The sequence below is a fragment of the Paraburkholderia heleia NBRC 101817 genome, from assembly GCF_000739775.1.
Lineage (GTDB): Bacteria > Pseudomonadota > Gammaproteobacteria > Burkholderiales > Burkholderiaceae > Paraburkholderia > Paraburkholderia heleia.
In genome coordinates this window covers 107,425-131,111 of the sequence record NZ_BBJH01000004.1, presented here as the reverse complement: position 1 = coordinate 131,111, position 23,687 = coordinate 107,425, and the positions used below count along the sequence as shown (strand labels likewise).

At 68.0% G+C, this 23,687-nt stretch carries 18 protein-coding genes; 11 read left to right on the top strand and 7 right to left on the bottom strand.

Going from position 1 to position 23,687, the window contains the following annotated elements; translation table 11 throughout:
* The first annotated feature begins 1 nt into the window (after window position 1).
* Window positions 2-241, top strand: a complete 240-nt coding sequence (locus BHE01S_RS04435; RefSeq protein ID WP_042260984.1) for a formate dehydrogenase subunit delta — start codon at window positions 2-4, stop codon at window positions 239-241.
* Window positions 242-287: 46 nt separating this feature from the next.
* Here the strand turns inward: BHE01S_RS04435 and BHE01S_RS04430 are convergent, their stop codons facing one another.
* The 3 genes from BHE01S_RS04430 to BHE01S_RS04420 form a co-directional block, all read right to left on the bottom strand.
* Window positions 288-1,976: an FAD-dependent monooxygenase gene (locus BHE01S_RS04430; protein WP_042261291.1), complete on the bottom strand. Its 1,689-nt coding sequence runs from the start codon at window positions 1,974-1,976 to the stop codon at window positions 288-290.
* Between the two features lie 296 nt (window positions 1,977-2,272).
* Entirely contained in the window at window positions 2,273-3,340 is a 1,068-nt protein-coding gene (locus BHE01S_RS04425) for a cation diffusion facilitator family transporter (protein ID WP_245639638.1), read from the bottom strand.
* Window positions 3,337-3,660 carry an ArsR/SmtB family transcription factor gene (locus BHE01S_RS04420; protein ID WP_042260980.1) on the bottom strand — a complete coding sequence of 108 codons (324 nt, stop codon included), beginning with the start codon at window positions 3,658-3,660 and terminating at the stop codon, window positions 3,337-3,339. The genes BHE01S_RS04425 and BHE01S_RS04420 overlap by 4 nt, the downstream gene beginning before the upstream one ends.
* A gap of 153 nt (window positions 3,661-3,813) precedes the next feature.
* Between BHE01S_RS04420 and BHE01S_RS04415 the strand changes: the two genes are divergently transcribed.
* A complete protein-coding gene (locus BHE01S_RS04415) occupies window positions 3,814-5,751 on the top strand; it encodes a tetratricopeptide repeat protein (protein WP_042260978.1) in 1,938 nt (645 codons plus the stop codon).
* A gap of 67 nt (window positions 5,752-5,818) precedes the next feature.
* Here BHE01S_RS04415 and tcuC read toward each other — a convergent pair whose 3' ends face one another.
* A complete protein-coding gene (gene tcuC / locus BHE01S_RS04410; RefSeq protein ID WP_042260976.1) occupies window positions 5,819-7,114 on the bottom strand; it encodes an MFS transporter in 1,296 nt (431 codons plus the stop codon).
* A gap of 336 nt (window positions 7,115-7,450) precedes the next feature.
* On the opposite strand from tcuC, the gene BHE01S_RS04405 reads away from it, so the two are divergent.
* Window positions 7,451-7,981 (top strand): GNAT family N-acetyltransferase, encoded by a 531-nt coding sequence (locus BHE01S_RS04405; RefSeq protein WP_042260974.1) that lies wholly within the window; start codon window positions 7,451-7,453, stop codon window positions 7,979-7,981.
* A gap of 287 nt (window positions 7,982-8,268) precedes the next feature.
* On the top strand, window positions 8,269-9,063 hold the full coding sequence (locus tag BHE01S_RS04400; protein WP_157025128.1) for a hypothetical protein: 795 nt from the start codon (window positions 8,269-8,271) through the stop codon (window positions 9,061-9,063).
* A 118-nt stretch (window positions 9,064-9,181) separates the two neighbouring features.
* Here the strand turns inward: BHE01S_RS04400 and BHE01S_RS04395 are convergent, their stop codons facing one another.
* Window positions 9,182-10,576, bottom strand: coding sequence for a gamma-glutamyl-gamma-aminobutyrate hydrolase family protein (locus BHE01S_RS04395; protein WP_052405699.1), 1,395 nt, complete (start codon window positions 10,574-10,576; stop codon window positions 9,182-9,184).
* A gap of 133 nt (window positions 10,577-10,709) precedes the next feature.
* Window positions 10,710-12,467, bottom strand: a complete 1,758-nt coding sequence (locus tag BHE01S_RS04390) for a cation:proton antiporter (RefSeq protein ID WP_042260970.1) — start codon at window positions 12,465-12,467, stop codon at window positions 10,710-10,712.
* Window positions 12,468-12,681: 214 nt separating this feature from the next.
* Between BHE01S_RS04390 and BHE01S_RS04385 the strand changes: the two genes are divergently transcribed.
* From BHE01S_RS04385 to guaD, 7 genes are all read left to right on the top strand, one after another.
* Window positions 12,682-14,073: an amidase gene (locus BHE01S_RS04385; RefSeq protein WP_042260968.1), complete on the top strand. Its 1,392-nt coding sequence runs from the start codon at window positions 12,682-12,684 to the stop codon at window positions 14,071-14,073.
* Between the two features lie 151 nt (window positions 14,074-14,224).
* Window positions 14,225-14,755, top strand: a complete 531-nt coding sequence (locus tag BHE01S_RS04380) for a disulfide bond formation protein B (protein WP_042260966.1) — start codon at window positions 14,225-14,227, stop codon at window positions 14,753-14,755.
* A gap of 232 nt (window positions 14,756-14,987) precedes the next feature.
* Window positions 14,988-16,544 carry a xanthine dehydrogenase small subunit gene (xdhA, locus tag BHE01S_RS04375; protein ID WP_042260963.1) on the top strand — a complete coding sequence of 519 codons (1,557 nt, stop codon included), beginning with the start codon at window positions 14,988-14,990 and terminating at the stop codon, window positions 16,542-16,544.
* Window positions 16,541-18,925 carry a xanthine dehydrogenase molybdopterin binding subunit gene (gene xdhB, locus BHE01S_RS04370; protein ID WP_042260961.1) on the top strand — a complete coding sequence of 795 codons (2,385 nt, stop codon included), beginning with the start codon at window positions 16,541-16,543 and terminating at the stop codon, window positions 18,923-18,925. The genes xdhA and xdhB overlap by 4 nt, the downstream gene beginning before the upstream one ends.
* A 118-nt stretch (window positions 18,926-19,043) precedes the next feature.
* Complete coding sequence (gene xdhC / locus BHE01S_RS04365; RefSeq protein ID WP_042260958.1) at window positions 19,044-20,102, top strand: xanthine dehydrogenase accessory protein XdhC; 1,059 nt, start codon at window positions 19,044-19,046, stop codon at window positions 20,100-20,102.
* A gap of 40 nt (window positions 20,103-20,142) precedes the next feature.
* The gene (locus tag BHE01S_RS04360) at window positions 20,143-21,204 is read left to right on the top strand and encodes an adenosine deaminase (RefSeq protein ID WP_042260956.1); all 1,062 of its coding nucleotides are present in this window, start codon (window positions 20,143-20,145) and stop codon (window positions 21,202-21,204) included.
* A 202-nt stretch (window positions 21,205-21,406) separates the two neighbouring features.
* Window positions 21,407-22,714, top strand: coding sequence for a guanine deaminase (gene guaD, locus BHE01S_RS04355; RefSeq protein WP_042260954.1), 1,308 nt, complete (start codon window positions 21,407-21,409; stop codon window positions 22,712-22,714).
* A 56-nt stretch (window positions 22,715-22,770) separates the two neighbouring features.
* Here the strand turns inward: guaD and BHE01S_RS04350 are convergent, their stop codons facing one another.
* Window positions 22,771-23,469: a DUF4136 domain-containing protein gene (locus BHE01S_RS04350; protein ID WP_042261287.1), complete on the bottom strand. Its 699-nt coding sequence runs from the start codon at window positions 23,467-23,469 to the stop codon at window positions 22,771-22,773.
* Window positions 23,470-23,687 lie beyond the last annotated feature (218 nt).

Sequence of the window (23,687 nt, the reverse complement as noted above, 5' to 3'; positions counted from 1 at the left end):
GATGAAAGCGGATCACTTGATCGAAATGGCGAACCAGATAGGCATGTTCTTCGACTCGCTGCCCGACCGCGAGGAAGCGCTCACAGGCATTGCGGAGCACATCCGCAAGTTCTGGGAGCCGCGCATGCGCCGCACGCTGCTCGCGGCGCTCGATGGCGAAGGCGAGCAAGCCGGCTTCACGGAGATCGTGCTCGCCTCGCTCACGAAGCATCGCGAGGCGCTGACGCCCGCGGCGGCTTGAGCCGGGCCGGCCGGCCCGTCACATCAGACACCCGGCGCCGCGCGGCTCAGACCGCCGGCGCCTGTGCAAATCCCGCAGCGGCGTACCACATCTCGCAGTGGCGCAGCAGCGCATTGAGGTCCGACGTGGGACGCCCCCTTGCGCCGATATAGCCGTCGGGCCGCACCAGATAAAACGCGGGCCGCGTGCGCCCGTACGATTCGGTTAGCGAGGCCGCGCCCTCGCCCGCCAGCGGCGTCTCGCCGTTATCGAGTTCGGCGATCCACCAGACCCGCAACGCCTGCGGAAACAGCCGCTCGACGGCTTGCGCAAAACGCATGAGCGCTGCGCTCGCTTCTGTGCCGTTTTTCGCCGCTGCAGCGTCGGCGTCGCCCTCCACCAGCAGAAACAACGAAAAGCACGCCGGGTCGTGCAAATCGAAGATGCGCCCCTTGCCCGGCGCCTTGCCTAGCGGACCGTCCACCACGCGCACGAATGCATCCGGGGCGCGCTCGCCCGCGCGCGGGCCGCCGTCCAGTACGCGCTCGAGCGTAAGCGGGCTGCGGCGGTACTGGATCGACAGCTCGCTCACCGCCTGGCGCGCCGCGTCGCGCAGCGGTCCGAGCGCGACGAGCGCCGGCATCACGCGCTCGCGCAGCAGCTTGAGCGGGCCGTGATCGGCTTCCACCAGCTGCGTCATGAAGCTCGTCTGCTGCAGCACGAGCCGCTCGATCGGATAACGCTCCGCGTGGTAGGTGTCGAGCAGGCGCTCGGGCGCGCCGTGCGCGTGCACGCGTGCGATCTTCCAGCCCAGATTGAAGGCTTCCTGGACGCCCGTGTTCAAGCCCTGGGCGCCTGCGGGGCTGTGCACGTGCGCGGCGTCTCCGGCAAAAAAAGTGCGTTCGACGCGCAGTTGCCGCACCATGCGGCTGTTCACGCTGAAGTACGAAGCCCAGCTCATGTCCGAGACGGACACCGGGTGGTGCACGCGCTGCAGGATGATGTCGCGGCATTCAGCCAGCGTGGGCACGGGGATCGCGCCTTCGGGCGCGGCGGGCAGCATGGCCTTGTGATCGGCGATCAGGCGGTAACGGCCGTGGCCGAACGGAAAGAGCGCGGCGAGACCGTCGCCCGAGGCAAAGATATGGAACTCGTCGTCGGACCAGGGTGTGCTCGCGCTCAGGTCGGCGAGCAGGAACGATTGCGCCATCGTCTCGCCGTCGAACTTCATGTCGAGACGATGGCGCACGGTACTATGCGCGCCGTCGGCGGCGATCACGTAGGCGCAGCGCAGCGACTCGACGCGCCCGTCCGGGCGGCGCACTTCCGCGCTCGCGCCGGCCGAGCCCTGGGTGTACTCCAGCAGTTCGCAGCCGCGCTCGATCTCCACGCCGAGGGTTGCGAGATGTCCGGCGAGAATGCGCTCGGTGACGGTCTGTTCAATGAAGAGCAAATACGGATAGCGCGTGAAGAGCGGATCGAAGTCGAGCCGCGCGCGGCGCTGGCCGTTCGAATAGAGATTCGCAATATGCGCGCGGTGGCCGAGCTCGAGAAACGGCTCCACGATGCGATGCTGCTCGAACAGTTCGAGCGTGCGCGCCTGAATGCCGATCGCCCGCGAGTGGCGTCCGGGCTGCGGCGCGCGATCGATGAGCCGCACGGGGATATGCGCGCGCGCAAGACTCATCGCCGCGGCGAGCCCGGTGGGTCCCGCGCCCACGATGAGCACGGGCGCGAGAGAAGAAGCCACGGTCATGCAGACCTCCATGCGCTCGACACGATACAAGGGCCTGCTCCCATGAATGACAGGCTTGCGAACACGCCTTGCCGGCTGCAGTGCAAGGAGCGCCGATCGCTGCGTCATGCGCTTCACGAATACGTCGAGTATTCGCTTCGCCGCAATCCTTGCGCTCGGCCCTTCTGGTGGCCGGCGCAAGCCTGTCATTCATGGGAGCAGGCCCTTAGTGTATCGCCCGCGCCGGGACCGGTCGCGCGGCAGCGCATCAAATGCGCTCCGAATCGAGCGGAATGTCGCTGCCCGGCTTCCCGCGCTCAGTGTGCATGCGGATGTCCGTGCGCCTGCGAGTGTCTGTGCGCACCGTCCGGCATGTCCAGCGCGCAGCGATGCTCGCTCGTGCCGAGATCCACCTGCAACGTCACGTGCCGCATGCCGAAGCGCACCTGCAGCGACTCGACCATATGATCGAGCGCGGCGTCGCCGGGGTGCCCCGCCGGCATCACGAGGTGCGCGCTCAGCGCGCAGCCCGTGGTCGAAAGCGCCCAGACGTGAAGGTCATGCACATCGACCACGCCTTCCTGCTGCGCGAGGAAGCTGCGCACGCGCACGATGTCGACGTGCTCGGGCACCGCGGCCAGGGCAAGCCGCACCGACTCGCGCAACAGCCCCCAGGTGCCGTAGACGATCACGAGCACGACCGCGATCGACATGAGCGGATCGACCCAGCTCCAGCCGGTCGCAAGAATCAGCAGACCGCTCATGGCCACGGCGGCGGACACGCCGGCGTCGGCGGCCATGTGCAGGAAGGCACCGCGAATGTTCAGGTCGTCCTTTTGCCCGCGCATGAAAAGCCACGCGGAAAAGCCGTTGACCACGATGCCGATGGTCGCCACGACGAACACGTCGAAGCCCGCGACCGGCGCCGGATGGAACAGCCGGCCAAGCGCTTGCGCGAGGATCGCGCCGCACGCGAGCAGGAGCAGCGCGGCGTTGGCGAGCGAGGCGAGAATCGACGAGCTGCCGAACCCGAACGTGAAGCGCGCCGACGGACGGCGTGTTGCGAGCCACGCGGCGCCCCAGGCGAGCAGCAGGCCGAGCACGTCGGAGAAATTGTGGCCGGCGTCGGCGAGTAGCGCGGTGGAATGCGCGAGCACGCCGTACACCGTCTGCACGACGACGATGAAGACGTTCAGTGCGACGGCGATGGCGAACGCGCGGCCATGCCCCGCGACGGGTGCGTGGTGATGGTGGCCGTGCGCGTGACCATGCCCGTGCGGCGCGTGGGCGTCGTCGTGTGCATGGTCGTGGTCGTGCTCGTGTTCGCGCACATGCTTGCCGGCGCCTTCGGCGTCGTGCGCGTGTTCGTGATCCGCTGCGCTCATGCACCACTCTCCTGCCATTGCGCCGAGGGCTCGGCCACGTGCTCCAGCATGCCGGCGATCATCGCGCTGATATGCGCGTCCGCGGCCGCATAGAACACCTGCTTGCCCTCGCGTTCGGCGCGCACAACGCGCGCGGCGCGCAACAGCCGCAGATGGTGACTCACGAGCGACGGCGACAAGCCGAGCGTGTCGGCAATCGCCCCCACGGCGATCCGGTCCTGAACACAGGCGAGCACGATGCGCAGGCGCGTGGCGTCGCCGAGCAGGCGAAAGAGGTCGGCGAGCGGAACGACGCGCTCGTCGTCGGAAACTGGGGTCATGACTACATACGATACATATGAACAAGTGTTCAGATGTTAGTTCAGCAACGGATGCCGGTCAACTTTCGATCCACATTCGCCCAACTTCGGGAACGGGTCCGCGAGTGTGGGAAAATGCCGCCTTTGTGTCTCGATCGTTTTGCTTCTTCAGTCATGGAACAGCTTTTTGTCCGCGCGTACGCCGCACATCGCGACGGCCGGCTGGACGACGCCGAGCGCGACTATCGCGCGACGCTCGCCGCCGATCCCGTGCACGTCGATGCGCTGCATCTGCTCGGCGTGCTGCGGCATCAGCGAGGCCAGCACGCCGAAGCCGCGGACCTCGTGCGCCGTGCGGTCGCCTTGCGCCCCGACGACGCCGCGCTCCAGCTGAACCTCGGCAATGCGCTCAAGGCGCTCGGCGAGCTGGAAGGCGCGATCGAGCGCTTTCGCAACGCCCTCACGCTCGCGCCCGCTTTTGCGCTCGCGCATTACAACCTCGGCAACGCCTATGCGGCGATTGGCCGGCACGAGGACGCGATGTACGCGTTCGGCCAGGCCGTGCGCCTGCAGCCCGGCGACGCCTCGTCGCACAACAATCTCGGCAACGCGCTGCACGCGCTTGGCCGCCATGCCGAAGCCGCCGACTCGTTTCGCCGCGCGCTCAAGATCCGCCCGGGTCACGCAGGGGCGCACAACAACCTCGGCATGTCGCTCAACGCGCTCGGCGACAGCGCGAGCGCGGTCGAACATTTCCAGAAGGCGCTGCGCGCGCAGCCGCGCTTCGTCGCCGCGCATTTCAATCTTGCGAATACGCTCGATGCGACTGGCCATCACGCCGAGGCCGTGGCGGCCTTCGAAACGGCGCTGTCGCTGCAGCCGCATTTCGCGCCGGCCCTCTTCGGGCTCGGCAATGCGCTTGCCGCACTCGGCCGCCATGACGAAGCCATCGGACCCTACGAGCGTGCGATCGGCTTCGATCCAAAATTTGCTCTCGCCTGGCTCGCGCTCGGCGCGGCGCATCACGCGCTCGGCCGGCATGCGGCCGCGCTGCGCGCCTTCGACGAAGCGCTGCGCGTGCGGCCCGATCTGGCCGCCGCACATTTGAACCGCGCCCTTACGTGGCTCACGCTCGGCGACTTCCGGCGCGGATTGCCCGAGTACGAATGGCGGCTCGATCCGGCCGCACGCGACGAGGCGCACGCCAACGCCCCGCGAGGCGCAGGCTACGCCCCGCCCCCGCGGATGAACACACCGATTGCGCCGCGCACGCCGCAAGGCGCGCTGCCACGCTGGCACGGCGAGCCCCTGCACGGCCGCACGCTGCTGATCGAAGCGGAGCAGGGTTTCGGCGACACGCTTCAGTTCGTGCGCTTCGTACCGCAAGTCGTCGCAACGGCGCAGAAAACCAATGCACGCGTCGTGCTCGAAGTGCAGCGCGCGCTCGTGCCGCTCATCGCGCCCGCAGCCGAAGCCTGGCGCGTCACGCTCGTCGAGCAGGGCGCGCCCCGGCCCGCCGCCGATCTGCACTGCCCGCTCCTCTCGCTGCCGCTCGCGCTCGGCACGAGCATCGACACGCTGCCCGCGCGCACGCCCTACCTCAACGCCAGCGCGGCCTACAGGCGCAAGTGGCGCGGCTCGCTGGGCGGCCAGGCGCGCCGCAAGATCGGCCTTGCGTGGTCCGGCCGCATCCAGAAGCACGAAAATCGCGCGATTGCGCTCGCCGCGCTCGAACCGTTCTTCGCGCTGGACGGTATCGACTGGATCGTGCTGCAGCCCGAACTGAGCGCCGCAGAACACGCGGCGCTCGACGCGCATCCGCGAGCCCGCTCGATCCACCGGCTCGGCGGCAAGCTGCACGATTTCGCGGATACCGCGGCCGTGATCGAACGTCTGAACGGCGTCGTGTCGATCGACACCTCGATCGCCCACCTCGCGGGCGCGCTGGGCGCGGAACTCTGGGTCATGCTGCCGTTCGCCGCGGACTGGCGCTGGTTTGCGGGTACGGACGAAAGCCCCTGGTACCCGCGCGCGCGGCTCGTGCGTCAGCCGCGCCCGCATGCGTGGGGGGACGTGGTGGAAAGGGTCGCGCGCGAGTTGCGCGACGCGTAAGCCGCACAATGAAACACGGGGCGCCTGAGCGCCCCGTGTTTTTTGCTCTCGCCGCCCGCTGCGCGGATCAGGCCGCCTTGTACTGATTGCGGGCTTCCGGCGTGCGATAGAGCACGAGCGTCGCGATGAGGCCGCACACGCCCGCGACGCCCATCCACGCCCCGGGCGCAGCCTTGTTGCCGCTCACGTGAATGAGGTACGTCGAGATCGCCGGCGTGAAACCGCCGATCGTCGTCGCGAGGCTGTAGGCAAGCGAGAAGCCGGCGGTGCGGACGTCGGCGGGCATGACTTCGGTGAGCGCCACGACCATCGCGCCGTTGTAGCAGGCATAGAGGAACGACAGCCAAAGCTCGACCGTGAGCAGGCGGCCGAACGACGGTTGCGCCACGAGCCACTGCACCGTGGGATACGCAGTGAGGATCGTGAGCACGGTGAAGGTGATCAGCATCGGGCGGCGGCCCACGCGGTCCGAAACCGCGCCGGAAACCGGCAGCCAGAAGAGGTTCGACAAGCCGATGCAGACCGTCACGATCAGCGTGTCGAGTTCGTTCAGCCTGAGCACTTCCTTGCCGAAGGTCGGCGTATAGGCGGTGATGAGGTAGAACGATACGGTGGTCATGATGACCATGCCCATGCCGGCGATCACGACGCCCCAGTTCTGCACCATCGACGCCATGATTTCACCCATCGACGGACGATGCTTCTTCTTCGCGAACTCCTCCGTTTCCTGCAGCGAGCGGCGAATGAGGAACAGGAACGGCACGATCAGGCAGCCGATGAGGAACGGCACGCGCCAGCCCCAATTCGTCATGTGCTCGACGGGCAGCAGGCGATGCAGCATCACGCCCAGCAGCGCGGCAAACACCACGGCGACCTGCTGGCTGCCCGACTGCCACGAGACGTAGAAGCCCTTGTTGCCCCTGGTCGCGATTTCGGAGAGATAGACCGAGACGCCGCCCAGCTCCACGCCCGCCGAGAAGCCCTGTAGCAGGCGCCCCACCAGCACGAGCGCGGGCGCGAGTATGCCGATGGTCGCGTAACCCGGCACGACAGCGACCGCGAGCGTGCCGAACGCCATCAGGCCAAGCGTGAGCATGAGGCCCTTGCGGCGGCCGTGATGGTCGATGTACGCGCCGAGGATGATGGCGCCGAGCGGACGCACGAGGAAGCCCGCGCCGAACACGGACAGCGTGAGCATCAGCGAAGCGAATGCATTGTCGCTCGGGAAGTAGGTCCGGGCGATCGCCGAAGCGTAGTAGCCGTAGACCATGAAATCGTACATTTCCAGGAAGTTGCCGCTCACGACGCGGAAAACGGTCCGGAATCTGGATTCGCGTGGGGATGCGTGGGACGCGGTAGACATGACATTCTCTGAAGAGACTGCCCGGGAAGCCTGAGCGGCTCGCAGGACAGTGAAAAACAATCACTCGCGATAAAGCGAGGGCCGCGCGGGCGCGCATTTTATTGTGAGGTACGCGCCAGGAGTCAGATATTCCGGCATTTCCTTAAAAGAGGCCAGCAAAAAGCATCAACATAATCCAATTCTTCCATTTTTATTACGATATATATTCATTACTCTTTCGTTTCTGGCAACGCCGCCGCGAGTATCCTCGAATGGGGCAAAATAGCTTCCAGCAGGGCTTGGCGCGCGGCCCCCGACGCGCGCCCTGATCCAGACGCCCACACTGGCTCCATCCGCATGACCGAAATCCCAGCCTTCACGCTGCGCCCGGCCACCGTCGCCGATGCTCCCTTACTCGCCGCCATGCACGCCGCAAGCTGGCAGGCCACGTATCGCGCGCTGCTGCCCGCCGCGTTTCTCGAACGCGAAGTCGACGCCGAGCGCGCGGCTTACTGGCGCGCGCGCATGGAGGCGCCAGGCGGCGAACGGCGGCTCGTCCTGATCGCCGAGCTTGCATCGGGAGCGGCCGTGGGCTTCGTGTGCGTCGAACGCCAGCCGGGCTCCCCCTGGGGTGTGCTGCTCGACAATCTCCATGCGCTGCCGGCGCATCAGGGCACCGGCGTCGGCAAGCGGCTCATGCGCGCGGCGCAGGAGTGGGCGCGCGCCCAAGGCGAGACTCAGCTGTATCTGTACGTCCTCGACGGCAATACGCCCGCGATTGCGTTCTACGAGCGCCAGGGCTGGACCTATTCGGGCTCGGAGCCCGACCGCATGGGCGGCATCGACATCACGGCACTACGTTACGTGTACCGGCTCGACGGCGAGTGATGCACGCCCCAGGCGCAGCGCAAAGAACCCGCACAATTCAGCCATTTCCGATGGAACGCAGAAATGGCGACGGTCATGATCGGCGACATCCCTTTAATTGCATGCGCCGCAGGCGACCCATCGACACACGCCGCCGATGACATCGCTGAGCGGCGCCGTCGCCAGACCGGGGCTGCGAGAGATCGATGTCAACATTTCAGTTCATTCAGGTCGAAGGTGCGCTCGCGTTGCCGCACATTCGGCCGCTAGCCTGTTTGCCTGCGTCGTTTGGCCGGGAATGGGCGTTAATGCCTCCCCATTTCAGCATGCGCGCTGAACTGCGCGCACTCTATGCCGCCATCATGCACACGGTATGTCTGAGCGCCGAAGCGTTTTGTGCCGCGGTCGGCTGGGGCGACGAACACCGTCCGGCGCTGCCGCCCCCCAGGCCCGCTGCAGCGCCAGTTGGCGCACCCGCCGGCCGCGTCGCCGATGCGCGGAGCACGCCTGAGGCATGGCCGAAGCGCACGCCAAAGCACGCATCGTCGTTGCAATCACGCAGGCTCACCGGCGGCGCGGTCGCGATTGGCGGCGCCGCACTGCTCGCCTGGATCGTCGCGAGTCATGCACCGCATGAGCCGGCAAGCGCAAGCGGCAACGCGATCCCGCGCCCGACTGCCAGCAAGGTTCAAGACACCTCGCGGCGCCTAGCCGATATACACGTCGAGCCCGCGCCGCCCGCGAGACTGGTCCAGCGCGAAGCGCACAGCAACGAGCGTGCGGCCGCGCGCAGTGGCGGTCGAGCCGTTGCAGAACGCGGCACGAACCCGCGTCGCGACATCCGCCCATTTGCGCCATATCGCCAAGCGCGTCCGGTAACGTCACATCGCACGCATGGCGCCTACCCGGAAGCGCAAGACTATGCGCCGCGGCCCACCCGCGCGGATCAAGCCGACGAATATGCGGCCATCCTTTCCTATGCGAAAACGTATGTCCCCGCAGGGGCATCGAATTCGCCGGCCGTGCCGGTCGACAGTACGGAATGGGCCAATCATGTTTCGCAACGCCGCATCACCGAGGTGCCGGACCGATTCGCACCGTGACTCGGGAGTCCGCCCACCGTCGCGCGATAAAAAGCCCGGCAACTGCGGGGTTGCGCGGGGTTGCGCGCGGCCAGGACGGGGTTGCTGCGATTCGTTGTGAAATGCCCCTCGTTGGCAATCAGAAGCGGGTTTCGCGCGCGGCTCGCAAGAACGTGTCGAGCAGCGGCGTGCAGTCGAGCAGTTCGGGGCCGCCCGCGCGATGGAACTCGGGGTGCCACTGCACGCCCACCACGAACGGCGAGCGGCGGTAGCGCACCGCCTCGATGAGCCCGTCGCCCGCCGAAACGGCCTCGACGGTCAGATCGCGTCCGAGGTTCTTCACGGCCTGATGGTGAATCGAGTTGACGATCGCCTCGCGCCGCCCGGGGAACAGGGTTGCGAACGTCGAGCCCTCCGGAAACGTGACCGCGTGGCGATGCTGGTCGTAATGCTCGCTCACATGCACGCCGGCCGTCGGCACGTCGGACGCGATGTCCTGATAAAGCGTGCCGCCGAACGCCACATTGATGAGCTGGCAGCCGCGGCACACGCCCAACACCGGCTTGCCCGACTCGACGAACTCATGCAGCAGTTCGAGCTCGTACATGTCGCGCACGCGGTCGCCCGGCCACTCGGGGCGCGGCGAGATTTCCGCATACGTCTGCGGCGAGACGTCGGCGCCGCCCTGCAGCAGCAGGCCGTCGAGATGCTTCGCGTAATCGCGCAGGCGGATATTGCTCGGGTGCAGCATCCCCTGGTGCCCGACCGTCGGGATCATGAACACGATGACGTCCCGGGACATCACCCAGTGTGCGATCGATTCCTCCAGGTATTGCAGCGTCTTGCCGCGCAGCCCCTGTGCGCCCGGCTCCGGGTGGAAGATCCGCGCCGACACGCCGATGCGCAGCGTGCGCTGCGTGATGCGCTGACCGGCGCGATCGAACAGCTGCCGCGCACGCGCCGCGACGATGCGGCCGAACACCGCCCAGGCCGAATCGCTCGGGCGCAGATAACGCGGCGGTTCCGGCGCAATGGCGCCGGGCGGCGGTGGATGATGCGCCGTGAAGTCGGGCGCCTGGCCAAAGCCGGCTGGCGCAGCACCGGGACGTTGCGGCGCTGCAGACGCGGCCGCCTCGGCCGTGCTCGCCGGTTCGGCATGCGGGGCCGGCGCGGGCGCGGCCTTGCCGGCCTCGGCGGTTTCGCTGATCGGAATACCCGGCGTCGTGCCCGCCGGCGCCTGCTTCGGCAACTCGCGAGGTGTGGAAGCCGCGGCCGCCCCTCCAGCGTCGGGCGTGACGGTCGAGGCGCTTTCGGGCGCATCGGTCGAAGCACGTTGCGCGGCTTCCCCGGAGGGCGAGGCAGGCGAAGAAGCAGACGGAGATGCGGACGGAGAAGCGGAGGGAGAACCAGCGGAGGCGCCGGGAGAACCGGCAGGAGCGGAGGACGAGGCCGGGGGGGCGCCGGCGGGACCGGCATCGGCAGGACGGCTGGCGCCGTCAGGGACCTCGGGTTGGTCTGATTTGTTATCGCTCATGACGTGGGGTCAGGCGCGCGGCGCGCGAACGAATGAACAGGCCTTGATTATCCGTCGCACGGCACGCCGCCGCCACCCCCGCACACAATTGCTCACATCCCGTCACACCGGGGGCGTCCCGAACACATCTGGGTCAGGCATCCGGCCGCTCGTCGAAGGTCTCGCGCAACGCAATCTGCATCGACGCGTGGATCTTCACGCACCAGCGCCACAGCAGCATGGTGAGCGCCGCCGCGCACACCAGCACGCCGGCGAGAAAGCCCGTGGGCGGCAGGATCGTCCCCGACAGCGCCGCCACGAGCAGGAACACGCCGACCATCGAGACCACGGGCACCAGTTCCGCAATCACATGGCGGATCGCGCGTGTAAAGCGCCCGGCCTTCTCCGGCTGCACGCTCACTTCGGCGAGCAACAGCGCGAGCGACTGCGTCTTGCGCCACACCGCCACGAGAAACGGCATCGCGAGCGCGAGCGCGGCGCTCCAGAGGACGACGCGCTGAATGCGCTCGTCGGCGATCCAGTGCGCAAGCAGCGGCGCCGCGTAGCGCGCACCGTACGAGACGCCGATGAAGATCGCCGAGACGAGCGCGAGATTCACGGCAATCTGCACGACGATGCGTTTCGTGAGCGAAAAGATCGTGGGCCCCTCGGAGCGCGGCACGAGGCAGCGCAGCCACTGGCCGTACATGCCGAACACGTTCGAGACGGCGGGCGGCATGGCGCGCGCAAGGCGCTGCGAGAGCGGATCGGCAATGCGGATGAGGTAAGGCGTGGTGAGCGTCGTGATGGCCGAAACGGTCACGGCGATCGGATAGAGAAACCCGCTCGTCACCTTCAGCGTGAGTCCGAGCGAGGCGATAATGAACGAGAACTCGCCGATCTGCGAGACGGTCATGCCCACGCGCATGGCGGTGCGCCCGTCGCGGCCCGCGAGAAAGGTGCCGAGGCCGCACGACACGAGCTTGCCGAGCACGACGGCAATCGAGATCACGGCGATCGGCCAGGCGTAATCGACCAGCACGAGCGGGTTGAGCATGAGCCCGATCGTCACGAAGAAGATGGCGGAGAATGCGTCGCGCAGCGGCGCGACGAGATGCTCGATGCGATGCAGATGCCGCGACTCGGCCATCACCGCGCCGATCAGGAACGCGCCGAGCGCGATCGAATAATCGAGCTTCACGACGAGCAGGCAAAAGCCGAAGCAAAAGCCGAGCACGGAGACGAGCAGCATCTCGTCGTTGCCCACGCGCGCGATATAGCCGAGCACGCGCGGCACGATCAGGATGCCCGCGAGCAGCGAGACCAGCATGAAGAGCAGCAGCTTGCCGAGCGTGATGAGCGCGATGCCCGGCGAAAGCTCGCCCGTCTGCGCGATGCCGCCCAGCAGCACGAGCATGGCGATGCCGAGAATGTCCTCGACGATCAGGATGCCGAACACGAGCTGCGCGAACGGCTCGCGCTTCACGCCGAGATCGGAAAGCGCCTTGACGATGATCGTAGTCGATGAGATCGCGAGGATCGCGCCGAGGAACAGCGCATCCATCGTGGCCCAGCCGAACGCGCGGCCGATCTCGTAGCCGATCCACAACATCAGCACGATCTCCGAGAGCGCCGCGACGATGGCGGTCGCGCCCACCTGGAAGAGCTTGCGCAGGCTGAATTCGAGGCCGAGGGAGAACATCAGGAACACCACGCCGAGCTCGCCGAGCGTCTGGATGGTCTGCTCGTCGTGAATGAGCTGGAACGGCGGCGTGTACGGCCCGATGATCACGCCCGCCGCGATATAGCCGAGCACGACCGGCTGCTTCAGGCGATGAAACAGCACGGTGACGACGCCCGCGAGCGCCATCACGACTGCCAGATCCTGAATGAAGCCGATTCCGTGGTGCATGAAGGCCTTTCCTTACAAATAGCTATCGATTCCGCACATGTTACCCGATGCGCGGCCTGAGCCAAATCGCACGCAAGGAAAAAAGCCGACCTACAATGATGCGACCCTTGCGGGCGCCGGCCGCCATCGGCGCCCTTCGCCGGCGGCCTGACCGCCTGCTTCCGCTGAACTTCGCGCAGCGCGCCGCCGCGCATTGACCGAGTCTTCCGCCGCCATGACCACCGCTTTCCCGCCCGCTTTTACGCCGTTCCCTCCCCTCGCCCAGCTCGCGGCCGATCTCGCCGCGGGCCGCACGACGAGCCGCGCGCTCGCCGAAGCCGCGCTCGAGCGCATCGCCGACCCGGCCGGCCAGGGGGCGACCGTCTTCACGCACGTGGATGCCGGGCGCGTGCGCGCCGCCGCCGACGCGCACGACCGCCTGCGCGCGGCCGGCACCGTGCTTTCGCCGCTCGCGGGCATCCCCGTCTCGGTGAAGGATCTGTTCGACGTGGCGGGCGAAATCACGCGCGCGGGCTCCACGGCGCTCGCGAATGCGGCGCCCGCCAAGGCGGACGCCACCGCCGTTGCGCGGCTGCGCCATGCGGGCGCGGTGCTGGTCGGCCGGACCAACATGAGCGAATTCGCGTTCTCGGGGCTCGGCCTGAACCCGCACTACGGCACGCCGCTTTCGCCCTGGCGCCGCGGCGTCGCAGGCGATGCGCGCGTGGCCGGCGGCTCGTCCTCGGGCGCGGCGGCCTCGGTCGCGGACGGCATGGCCGCCGTCGCTCTCGGCACCGACACCGGCGGCTCCATCCGCATTCCCGCCGCGTTCTGCGGCCTCACGGGCTTCAAGCCCACTGCCGGACGCATTCCGAAAGCGGGCGCCGTGCCGCTCTCCCCGACGCTCGACTCTTTCGGCCCGATCGGCAACACCGTGGCGTGCTGCGCGCTCACGGACCGCGTGCTCGCCGGGCTCGCGCCGCTCGTGCCGGCCGCGCGCCACCTCGAAGGCGTGCGCCTCGGCGTGCTCACCAACTACGTGACCGACGGCGTGGACCCCGAAGTCGCAGAAACGATCGATACGGCGCTCAAGCATCTGGATGCGGCCGGCGCGATCGTGAGCGAAGTCCGTTTTGCCGCCTTCGAGCGCTTCGCCGCGATCAACCGCATCGGCTTCTCGCCGATGGAAGCCTATGCGTGGCATCGCGAGCTGATTGCGAAGCATCGGGACCAGTACGACCCGCGCGTGCTGGTACGGATCCTGAAGGGCGAGCACGCGACGGCCGCCGATTATCTGGACCTGATCGCTGCCCGCGCAGCGGTCATGGACGAGGCGCAGGCCACGCTCTGGTCGCGCTTCGACGCCGTGATCGCGCCGACCGTGCCGATCGCGCCGCCCCCCGTCGCCCCGCTCGCCGCCGACGACGATGTCTTTGCGCGCACCAACGCGCTCGTGCTGCGCAACCCGAGCGCGTTCAATTTCCTCGATGCCTGCGCCCTCTCGCTGCCATGCCATCACTACGGCGCGGCGCCCGTCGGGCTGATGCTCGCCGGCGCGCCTGACAACGATGACGCGCTGCTCGCCATTGGCCGCGGCGTCGAAGCGGTGCTCGCGCCGCTGCGCTGACCCGAGCGGGAATCGCTCAACCGCCCCTGCGCGCGGACAAGGACACGTCCGCGCCGCGCGCAACCTTCGCGCTAGAATCCCGTCACGCCGTCGCAGCGGCCTGCGCGCTGCGCCAGACAACCCGAACCGAACGAGACAACGAACGAGCCTCATGAACGACGATAACGCGCTGTTGCGCCGCGAGCGCGGCCTGCTGGTCCTCCTTGGCCTGATCTGCCTCGCGCTGCTGGGCGGCGCCCTGTACTTCCAGTATGTCGAACATCAGGACCCGTGCCCGCTGTGTATCCTGGGGCGCTATTTCCTGATCCTGATCGCGGTCTTCGCCTTTCTCGGCGCGCGTATGACGAGCTGGCGCGGCGTGCGCGTGCTCGAAGCGCTCGTGGTGCTTTCGGCGGCAGGCGGCGCGATCGCGTCCGCGAAGCTCGTCTGGGTGCAGGCGTTCCCCAATTACAGCTGCGGTTTCGACACGCTGCAGCCCATCGTCGACGGTCTGCCGTTCGCGCACTGGCTACCCGGCGTGTTCAAGGTGCAAGGCCTTTGCGAAACCACCTATCCGCCGACGCTTGGCCTGACCATGCCGGTGTGGTCGCTGCTCGCCTTCGTCATCGCGTTCCTCGCCGTGATCCTGAGCCTGTGGCGCAACCGTCGCCGCCAGGTGTCGTGGCCCGGCATCCGCCGCTGACCCGCCAAAGGGCGCGATCGCCGCACGCGCCGCACACAATGGCCTGGCGCCGCCATGCGAGCCGTGACGGCGTCATGACCCAAGTCACATAATCCCCATCTTGCGGGGGAAATACTTTCCTGCCGCAAGCGGTGCTATCTTCGGAACTGGATGGCGATCTACGTGCGCGAGGCCGGTGTTGGCGCGCCCCTCTCGTAACGCGCGCCTGATCCGCAATGTCCCCGGGTTCACCATGACAACGCAAACCATCCGCTTCCTCCACCGAGGCGCCGTGCACGAAGTGCGCGACCTGCCTCCCACGCGCACGGTGCTTCAGCACCTGCGCGAGGACCTGCACGCCTGCGGCACCAAGGAAGGCTGCGCGGAGGGCGACTGCGGCGCGTGCACAGTCGTCGTGGGCGAACTCGACAGCGAAGGCCGTCTCGCGCTGAAGGCCGTCAACGCCTGCATCCAGTTTCTGCCGACCCTCGACGGCCGCGCGCTCTACACCGTCGAAGACCTGCGCCAGCCGGACGGCGCACTGCACCCGGTCCAGCAGGCGATGGTCGATTGCCACGGCTCGCAGTGCGGCTTCTGCACGCCGGGCTTCGTCATGTCGTTGTGGGCGCTTTACGAGAACCAGCCTGCCGGCTCGGGTTTGCCGAGCCGCGAGGAAATCAACGAGGCGCTCTCGGGCAATCTGTGCCGCTGCACCGGCTACCGGCCGATCATCGAAGCGGCGCTGCGCATGTTCGACGAAACCTGCCATGCGCGCGTGTCGCTCGATCGCGCCGGCGTCGAGGCGCATTTGCGCGCGCTGCAGCGCACCGGCACCTTCGAATATCGCGGCCCCGACGTGCGCGGCGCGGCGCACGGCGAAAACACGTTCTACGCGCCGCGCACGCTCGCCGCCTTCGCGGCGCTGCGTGCCGCGCATCCTGGCGCGCGCGTGCTCGCGGGCAGCACCGATATCGGCCTGTGGGTCACGAAGCAGTTCCGCGACCTCGGCGACCTCATCTATACCGGCAATGTCGCGGAACTGACGACCGTTTCGCGCGACGCCCAGACGCTCACGATCGGCGCGGCCGTCCCGCTCGAAGAGGCCTACGCCGCACTCGCCGCCGATTACCCCGAACTCGCGGAACTGTGGGCGCGCTTCGCCTCGCTGCCCATTCGCAACGCGGGCACGCTCGGCGGCAACGTCGCGAACGGCTCGCCGATCGGCGACTCGATGCCCGCGCTGCTCGCGCTCGACGCCACGCTCGTGCTGCGCCGTGCGGCGCACGTGCGCACACTGCCGCTCGAGGCCTTCTACACGGGCTACCAGAAGAACGCGCTCGAAGCGGGCGAATTCGTCGAGGCGGTCCGCGTGCCGCGCCCCGCGCCGACGCTGCGCTTTCGCACCTACAAGGTCGCGAAGCGCTACGACCAGGACATCTCGGCGGTGTGCGCCGCGTTCGCCCTCGACGTGCGCGAGGACGGCACACTCGCGAGCGCGCGTATCGCCTACGGCGGCATGGCCGCGATCCCGCAGCGCGCCGCGCTTGCCGAAGCCGCGCTCACCGGCGCGCGTTGGGACGAAACCGGCGCACAGCACGCGATGGATGCGCTCGCCACCGACTATCGGCCGCTCACGGACATGCGCGCGAGTGGCGCCTATCGGCTGAAGGTCGCGCGCAATCTGCTCTGGCGCTGCTGGCTCGAAACGCGCGACGAGGCCCCGCTCGCGCTGTGCGACGTCAACGCGTTCGCTTTCGCCGAAGGCGACGACGATGGCCAGGGTTTCGCAGCCGCCGGAGTCGCGCCATGAACGATCAAGCCGAAGCGCTCGTCATGCGTCAGCCGCCAGGCACCGGGCGCGCCCACGAGCGCGCACTCGGCGCAGCGCTGCCGCACGAATCCGCCGACGCGCACGTCAGCGGCGCGGCGCGCTACACCGACGACATCCCCGAACTGCACGGCACCGTGCACGCGGCGCTCGGCCTCGCGCGCCATGCGCACGCGCGCATCGTCGCGCTGGATCTCGAACGCGTGCGCGCGTCGCCAGGCGTGCTTGCGGTGCTGACGGCCGCCGACATCCCCGGCGAGAACGACTGCGGCCCGGTCGTGCACGACGACCCGGTGCTCGCAAGCGACGTCGTGCACTATCTCGGGCAGCCCGTGTTCGCGGTGATCGCCACGAGCCACGAACTCGCGCGCCGCGCCGCGGCCCTCGCCGCGAACGAAGACGTCGTTCGCTACGCCCCGCTCGAGCCTGTTCTGAGCATCGAAGAGGCGCGCACGCGCCAGCATTACGTGCTGCCGCCGCTGCGGCTCGTGCGCGGCGCGCCCGATGCTGCGCTCGCCGCAGCGCCGCATCGCCTGGCGGGCACGTTTGCCGTGGGCGGCCAGGAGCAGTTCTATCTCGAAGGCCAGGTGGCCTACGCGCTCCCACAAGAGCAAACAGGCATGCTCGTCTACAGCTCGACCCAGCACCCGAGCGAAATGCAGCAGGTCGTCGCGCATCTGCTCGGCTGGCCCGCACATCGCGTCGCCTGCGAATGCCGGCGCATGGGCGGCGGTTTCGGCGGCAAGGAATCGCAGTCGGCGCTGTTCGCGTGCATCGCCGCGCTCGCGGCGCACAAGCTGCAGCGGCCCGTGAAGCTGCGCGCGGATCGCGACGACGACTTCATGATCACCGGCAAACGCCACGATGCGCGCTACACGTATGAGGCGGGCTACGACGACGCAGGACGGCTCCTCGGCGCACGCGTGGAGATCGCGCTGCGCGCGGGCTATTCCGCCGATCTTTCGGGCGCAGTCGCCACGCGCGCGGTATGCCACTTCGACAACGCCTACTTTCTGCCGGATGTCGAGATCGTCGCGCTCTGCTGCAGGACGAACACGCAGTCGAACACCGCGTTTCGCGGCTTCGGCGGCCCGCAAGGCGCGCTCGTGATGGAGGTGATGCTCGACGAAATCGCCAGGGCGCTGGGCCGCGATCCGCTCGATGTGCGGCGCGCGAACTACTACGGCATCGGCGAGCGTGACATCACGCCGTACGGCCAGCGCGTGGAGGACAACGTGCTCGCGCCGCTCACCGACGAACTGCTCGCGTCGAGCCGCTATCACGAGCGTCGCGCAGCCATCGCCGCGTACAACCGCACGAGCCCCGTGCTCAAGCGCGGCCTGGCGCTCACGCCGGTCAAGTTCGGCATCTCGTTCAACGTGCCGCATCTGAACCAGGCAGGCGCGCTCGTTCATGTGTACCGCGACGGCTCGGTGCTCGTGAACCACGGCGGCACCGAAATGGGCCAGGGGCTCAACACCAAGGTCGCGCAGGTCGTGGCGGGCACGCTCGGACTGCCGCTCGTACGTGTGCGCGTGAGCGCCGCCGATACCTCGAAGGTCGCCAATACTTCGGCCACGGCGGCCTCCACGGGCAGCGATCTCAACGGCAAGGCCGCCGAGGATGCAGCGCTTACCATCCGCGCGCGTCTCGCGGCTTGCGCGGCTGCACAATACGGCGGTGCGGCCGAAGACGTCGCGTTCGAAGCCGGCCTCGTGCGAGCGAACGGCAAGGCGATCGCCTTTGGCGAACTCGTCGAACTCGCGTACATGAAGCGCGTGCAACTGTGGTCCGATGGCTTTTACGCGACGCCCAAAGTGCATTGGGACGCGCGCATGCTCACCGGCCATCCGTTCTACTACTTCGCCTATGGCGCGGCGGTGTCCGAAGTGGTCGTCGATACGCTCACGGGCGAATGGAAGCTCGTGCGCGCCGACGTGCTGCACGACGCGGGCCAGTCGATCAACCCGGCCATCGATCTCGGCCAGGTGGAAGGCGGCTTCATCCAGGGCATGGGCTGGCTCACCACCGAGGAGCTCTGGTGGAACCGCGACGGTCGGCTCATGACGCATGCGCCTTCGACGTACAAGATTCCGGCGGTGAGCGACACGCCGGAGGCGTTCAACGTGAGGCTCTATCGCGGTGGCGGCAACGACAACGTCGAACCGACCGTGTTCCGCTCGAAGGCCGTAGGCGAACCGCCCTTGCTGTTGCCGTTCTCGGTGTTTCTCGCAATTCGCGACGCCGTGGGCGCCGCGGTGCCCGAGGCGCACGAAGCCGCGCCGCTGCGTGCGCCCGCGACGCCTGAAGCGATTCTCGATGCGCTGGACGCGCTGCGGGCAAACAGCCGCAAAACGGACTGACCGCGCGAACCTGCAGGCGCCTCGCACACTCCAACCGCGAAGCGCCGCCCGCGCGAAGCCACGAAGATTAACCGGCGGCACAGGCAAGAACGTGCCGCCCCGTAGGGAGAAGCGCCAGATGCAAGCCTGGCTTTCCGATCTGCAGCAACTGCTCGCGCACGGCGACGACGCCGTGCTGGTCACCGTTGCGCGCGTCGAGGGGTCGGCGCCGCGCGAGGCCGGCACGAAGATGATCGTCACGCGCGAAGCGGCCCGCCATACCATTGGCGGCGGCCATCTCGAATGGAAGGCCATCGAAATCGCGCGCCAGGTGCTGCGCGACGGCATGCGCACGCCGCATGCGCGGCGCCTCGAGCGTCTCGCACTCGGGCCGAGCCTCGGCCAGTGCTGCGGCGGCGCCGTGGTGCTCGCGTTCGAGCGCCTCGACGTGGCCGACCTCGGCTGGCTCGCCACGCTCGCGCGCCGCCTCGCGGCAGGCGCGTCGACCGTGCGTAGCGTATCATTCCGCTCCTTGCGGAACGGGAGCCCGGAAGGCGTCGGCAGCGCAGCCGATCCGGCCATGCTTTCCGAGCCGGAACCGGGCGTGGAAGCGCCCGACTGCCTGCTGTGGGAAACGGGCGGCGCGCTGCTCCTCACCGAAACCATCGCGCCGAACGATTTTCCCGTCGTGCTGTTCGGCGCGGGCCATGTGGGCGCGGCGCTCGTGCGCGTGCTCGGCACGCTGCCCTGCCGCGTACTGTGGGTCGACGAGCGCGACGCGGCGTTTCCGGCTCCCGAGGCGTTCGCATTGCTGAACGCGCCCAACGTGGCGATCGACGCCAACGACGCGCCGGACGAAGCCGTCGACACCGCCCCGCCCGGCACGAGCTTCATCGTGATGACGCACGACCATTCGCGCGACCTCGATCTCGCCGAACGCATCCTGCGCCGCGGCGACTTCGTGTTTTTCGGCATGATCGGCTCGCACACGAAGCGCAAGCAGTTCGAGCACCGGCTCGCCGCGCGCGGCATCGATCCCATGCAGATCGCGCGCATGAACTGCCCGCTCGGCGTGGACGGTATCGTCGACAAGTCGCCCGAAGTCATCGCCGTCTCGGCCGCCGCGCAACTGCTGCAGGCGATCGAAGCGGCGAAGCCGGCGAGCGCGGCGCATGCCCCCTCGCCCCATTCCGCGTGATGTCGAACACCGAAGAACCCGTAAGCCAATCGAACCGAACATGACGATCACGACCACCGCCCACCCCGCCGCCAACGCCAAGGCACTCGTCGACAAGGCCGCCAATGCGCCGAAGGCCGAGCTGCACATTCATATCGAAGGCTCGCTCGAACCCGAGCTGATCTTCGCGCTCGCCCAGCGCAACAACGTGAAGCTCGCCTACGACTCGATCGACGCGCTGCGCGCCGCCTACGCGTTCACCGACCTGCAGTCGTTCCTCGACATCTACTACGCAGGCGCGAGCGTGTTGCTCTCGGAGCAGGACTTCTACGACATGACGATGGCGTACTGCGAGCGCGCGCTCGCCGATAACGTCGTGCACACCGAAATCTTCTTCGATCCGCAAACGCATACCGAACGCGGCGTGCCGATCGAAACCGTGGTCGCGGGCATCGACCGTGCGCTTGCCGACGCCGAAAAGCGCGGCCTCACGAGCAAGCTGATCCTGTGCTTCCTGCGCCACCTGAGCGAAGCCGATGCGCTCGCCACCTTCGAAGCCGCGCGCCCGCTCTTCGCGCGCTATGCGCGCCTGATCGGCGTGGGCCTCGACTCCTCCGAGCGCGGTCATCCGCCTTCGAAATTCGAGCGCGTGTTCGAGAAAGCGCGGGCGATGGGGCTGAAGCTCGTCGCGCACGCGGGCGAAGAAGGGCCGCCCTCCTACATTTACGAAGCGCTCGACCTGCTCAAGGTCGATCGCGTCGATCACGGCGTGCGCAGCATCGAAGACGCGGCGCTCGTCACGCGTCTGGCCGACACGCGCGTCGCGCTCACGGTATGCCCGCTCTCGAACACCAAGCTGTGCGTGTTCGACGACATGACGCAGCACACGCTCAAGGCGTTGCTCGGAAAGGGCGTCGCGGTGACTGTCAATTCCGACGATCCCGCCTACTTCGGCGGCTACGTCAACGAGAACTACCGCGCCATCATCGAAGCGCTCGAGCTCGACGATCACGAGGTGTACACGATCCTGCGCAACGGCTTCGAGGCGTCGTTCGTGACGCCCGATGAGCGCGCCGCGCTGATCGCGAAGCTCGACGCGAGCTGGAATCGCGCAACGGCTTAAGGCGCGAACTCAGGCGCAAACGAAAACGCGGACTCGTCCGCACAGCAGGCCCCAGCCCGGGCTGTCACACGAATCCGGTCCAGCGCGCGAGCGCCGGACCGTGGGCCCGCTCGCGCCCTTCGTGCCGCGCTTTCAGGAGCGGCACGCGTCATGCGGGGCATGCATTGGACGAATACCTGAATTTATCGGAGACGAAGTTCCCATGACTCAATCGGCTTACCGCGCAAAACTGTTGACGTTCACCGGCGACCCTGCGCAATCGTCCGACGCCGCTGTCTTTGACGAAGACGGCGTCGTGATCGTCGAAGACGGCCATGTGGTCGCCTCGGGCGCGTGGTCCGCGCTCAAGTCGCGCGTCAATGAAAGCGCGACGGTCCACAATCTGCGCGACAAGCTGATCGTGCCAGGCTTCATCGATACGCACATCCACTATCCGCAGACGGACATGATCGCCTCGCCTGCGCCGGGTCTGCTGCCGTGGCTGAACACGTACACCTTCCCGACCGAGCGCGGCTTCGAAAACGAAGCGGTGGCGCAGGACACGGCGCGCTTTTTCGTCGACGAGCTGCTCGCCTGCGGCACGACCACGGCGCTCGTGTACTGCACGGTGCACAAGCAGTCCGCCGACGCGCTCTTTACCGCGAGCGAGGCGAAGAACCTGCGCATGGTCGCGGGCAAGGTGCTGATGGACCGCCATTGCCCCGAGTTCCTGCGCGACACGCCGCAAACGGGCTACGACGACAGCGCCGAGCTGATCGAGCGCTGGCACAACCGCGGGCGCCAGATGTACGCGCTCACGCCGCGCTTCGCGCCCACTTCTACCGAGGCGCAGCTCGAAGCATGCGGCGCGCTCGCGAGGGCGCACGGCGACATCTTCATCCAGAGCCACGTGGCCGAGAACCCGGACGAAGTGAAGTGGGTCAAGGAGCTGTTCCCCGGCCATCGCAGCTACCTCGACGTGTACGACCACTACGGACTCCTGCGTAAGCGGGCGGTCTATGGCCACTGCATCTGGCTCGACGACGAAGACCGCCGCCGCATGGCGCAAACGGGCACGGTCGCCGCGCACTGCCCGACCTCGAACCTGTTCCTCGGCAGCGGCTTGTTCGACTTCGACAAGGCGGGCGAATCGTCGATGCCCGTGACACTCGCGACCGACGTGGGCGGCGGCACCTCGTTCTCCATGCTGCAAACGATGAACGAGGCGCACAAGGTCGCACGCATGGGCGGCCACCATCTCACGGCCACGCGCATGTTCTGGCTCGCGACAGCGGGCGCGGCGCAGGCGCTCGATCTCGCCGACAGGATCGGCACGCTCGCACCCGGCAGCGAAGCGGACTTCGTCGTGCTCGATGCGCAAGCCACGCCGCTGCTCGCGCGGCGCACGGCGCGCGCCGGGACGCTCGAGGAATTGCTGTTCGCCCTCGCCCTGCTCGGCGACGACCGTGCCGTATTCGAGACCTACGCGGCAGGCAAACGCGTGCACAGCCGCGACGGCGCGCGCCGCTGACACCGTGTCCGGCGCTTCGCGGGCCGCGTGAACCGCTCGCTGCGTAACGGTCGCGCCTATTTCGCCGGCGCGCTCCCCGTCGCGGCCGCACCGCCCTGCCCCGCACCGGCCGGGGCCGCGGCTGTCTCGTTCGGCGCCCCGCCGTTCTTGCCGACCGGGATCCTGACCTCCGTGACCGTGCCGTTGGCCAGCGGGAAATTGCCGAGCGCGCTCTGCACGAGAAAAGGCATCACGCGCACGAGCGAGGGATCGTCGCCCGAGGTGCGCGCCTGCACGTTATAGACCTCCTTGCCGCTTGCCTTTTCCGTGATACGAATGCCGAGCGCATGCGAATACACCGGATAGCTCTGGTTCACGTAGGCAGGCTGATACGGCCCCCACGCGCCCCACGGGTTCCACGGCCCCCAGTACGGACCCGGCCAGGGGTTGTAGAACACGGGCTGCGCGACCGTCACCGTGTCGGTGCGGCTGCCGTAAGCGAGACCCACCAGATAGCGCGCGTGCGGCTCGGCCACGAGGCGAAACGCGTGCATGGCGAGCCCGTTGGCGACGAACTGCTCGTAGGTGCTCTGCTCGATGCTCTGGTTCTGCTCGGGGCTGCGTGTGAACGCGAAGGTGCGCGTGGCGTCGCTGCCGCCTTCCCACGCGGAGAAGGCGGTCACCTGGCTCGTCACGTAGGTCGTGCAGCCGGAGAGCGTGAGGGCGAGCGCCGCCAGCATCAGGAGGGCGCGGCGGGTCCATCTGTCGTGCATCATGGTCTTCTCGTAGCAGGGTTGCTTCAGTTGGAAAAGTGCAGCCGTGGGGGCCGCTCTCTCCGATACGATATGCGCGCCGCGCTTATTCCGCGCGCATTGCGCGCCGGTCGTGTCCCGTTTTGCGCGCCGCTGGCCGCGCGGCAGGGCCTGATCATACTGACTCGTGGCGCGGCGCGAAAGTTCGTCGGCCGGGCCCCGGCGGACAAAGCGGCCCGAGC

What these genes read in the sequence shown, in the direction of transcription:
- xdhB (WP_042260961.1), top strand. Translation starts at nt 16,541, where the DNA reads ATGAACGATCAAGCCGAAGCGCTCGTCATGCGTCAGCCGCCAGGCACC.
- BHE01S_RS04385 (WP_042260968.1), top strand. Translation starts at nt 12,682, where the DNA reads ATGACCACCGCTTTCCCGCCCGCTTTTACGCCGTTCCCTCCCCTCGCC.
- tcuC (WP_042260976.1), bottom strand. Translation starts at nt 7,114, where the DNA reads ATGTCTACCGCGTCCCACGCATCCCCACGCGAATCCAGATTCCGGACC.
- xdhA (WP_042260963.1), top strand. Translation starts at nt 14,988, where the DNA reads ATGACAACGCAAACCATCCGCTTCCTCCACCGAGGCGCCGTGCACGAA.
- BHE01S_RS04395 (WP_052405699.1), bottom strand. Translation starts at nt 10,576, where the DNA reads ATGAGCGATAACAAATCAGACCAACCCGAGGTCCCTGACGGCGCCAGC.
- BHE01S_RS04425 (WP_245639638.1), bottom strand. Translation starts at nt 3,340, where the DNA reads ATGAGCGCAGCGGATCACGAACACGCGCACGACGCCGAAGGCGCCGGC.
- BHE01S_RS04390 (WP_042260970.1), bottom strand. Translation starts at nt 12,467, where the DNA reads ATGCACCACGGAATCGGCTTCATTCAGGATCTGGCAGTCGTGATGGCG.
- BHE01S_RS04360 (WP_042260956.1), top strand. Translation starts at nt 20,143, where the DNA reads ATGACGATCACGACCACCGCCCACCCCGCCGCCAACGCCAAGGCACTC.
- BHE01S_RS04420 (WP_042260980.1), bottom strand. Translation starts at nt 3,660, where the DNA reads ATGACCCCAGTTTCCGACGACGAGCGCGTCGTTCCGCTCGCCGACCTC.
- BHE01S_RS04350 (WP_042261287.1), bottom strand. Translation starts at nt 23,469, where the DNA reads ATGATGCACGACAGATGGACCCGCCGCGCCCTCCTGATGCTGGCGGCG.
- BHE01S_RS04405 (WP_042260974.1), top strand. Translation starts at nt 7,451, where the DNA reads ATGACCGAAATCCCAGCCTTCACGCTGCGCCCGGCCACCGTCGCCGAT.
- BHE01S_RS04435 (WP_042260984.1), top strand. Translation starts at nt 2, where the DNA reads ATGAAAGCGGATCACTTGATCGAAATGGCGAACCAGATAGGCATGTTC.
- BHE01S_RS04430 (WP_042261291.1), bottom strand. Translation starts at nt 1,976, where the DNA reads ATGACCGTGGCTTCTTCTCTCGCGCCCGTGCTCATCGTGGGCGCGGGA.
- guaD (WP_042260954.1), top strand. Translation starts at nt 21,407, where the DNA reads ATGACTCAATCGGCTTACCGCGCAAAACTGTTGACGTTCACCGGCGAC.
- BHE01S_RS04400 (WP_157025128.1), top strand. Translation starts at nt 8,269, where the DNA reads ATGCCTCCCCATTTCAGCATGCGCGCTGAACTGCGCGCACTCTATGCC.
- BHE01S_RS04380 (WP_042260966.1), top strand. Translation starts at nt 14,225, where the DNA reads ATGAACGACGATAACGCGCTGTTGCGCCGCGAGCGCGGCCTGCTGGTC.
- xdhC (WP_042260958.1), top strand. Translation starts at nt 19,044, where the DNA reads ATGCAAGCCTGGCTTTCCGATCTGCAGCAACTGCTCGCGCACGGCGAC.
- BHE01S_RS04415 (WP_042260978.1), top strand. Translation starts at nt 3,814, where the DNA reads ATGGAACAGCTTTTTGTCCGCGCGTACGCCGCACATCGCGACGGCCGG.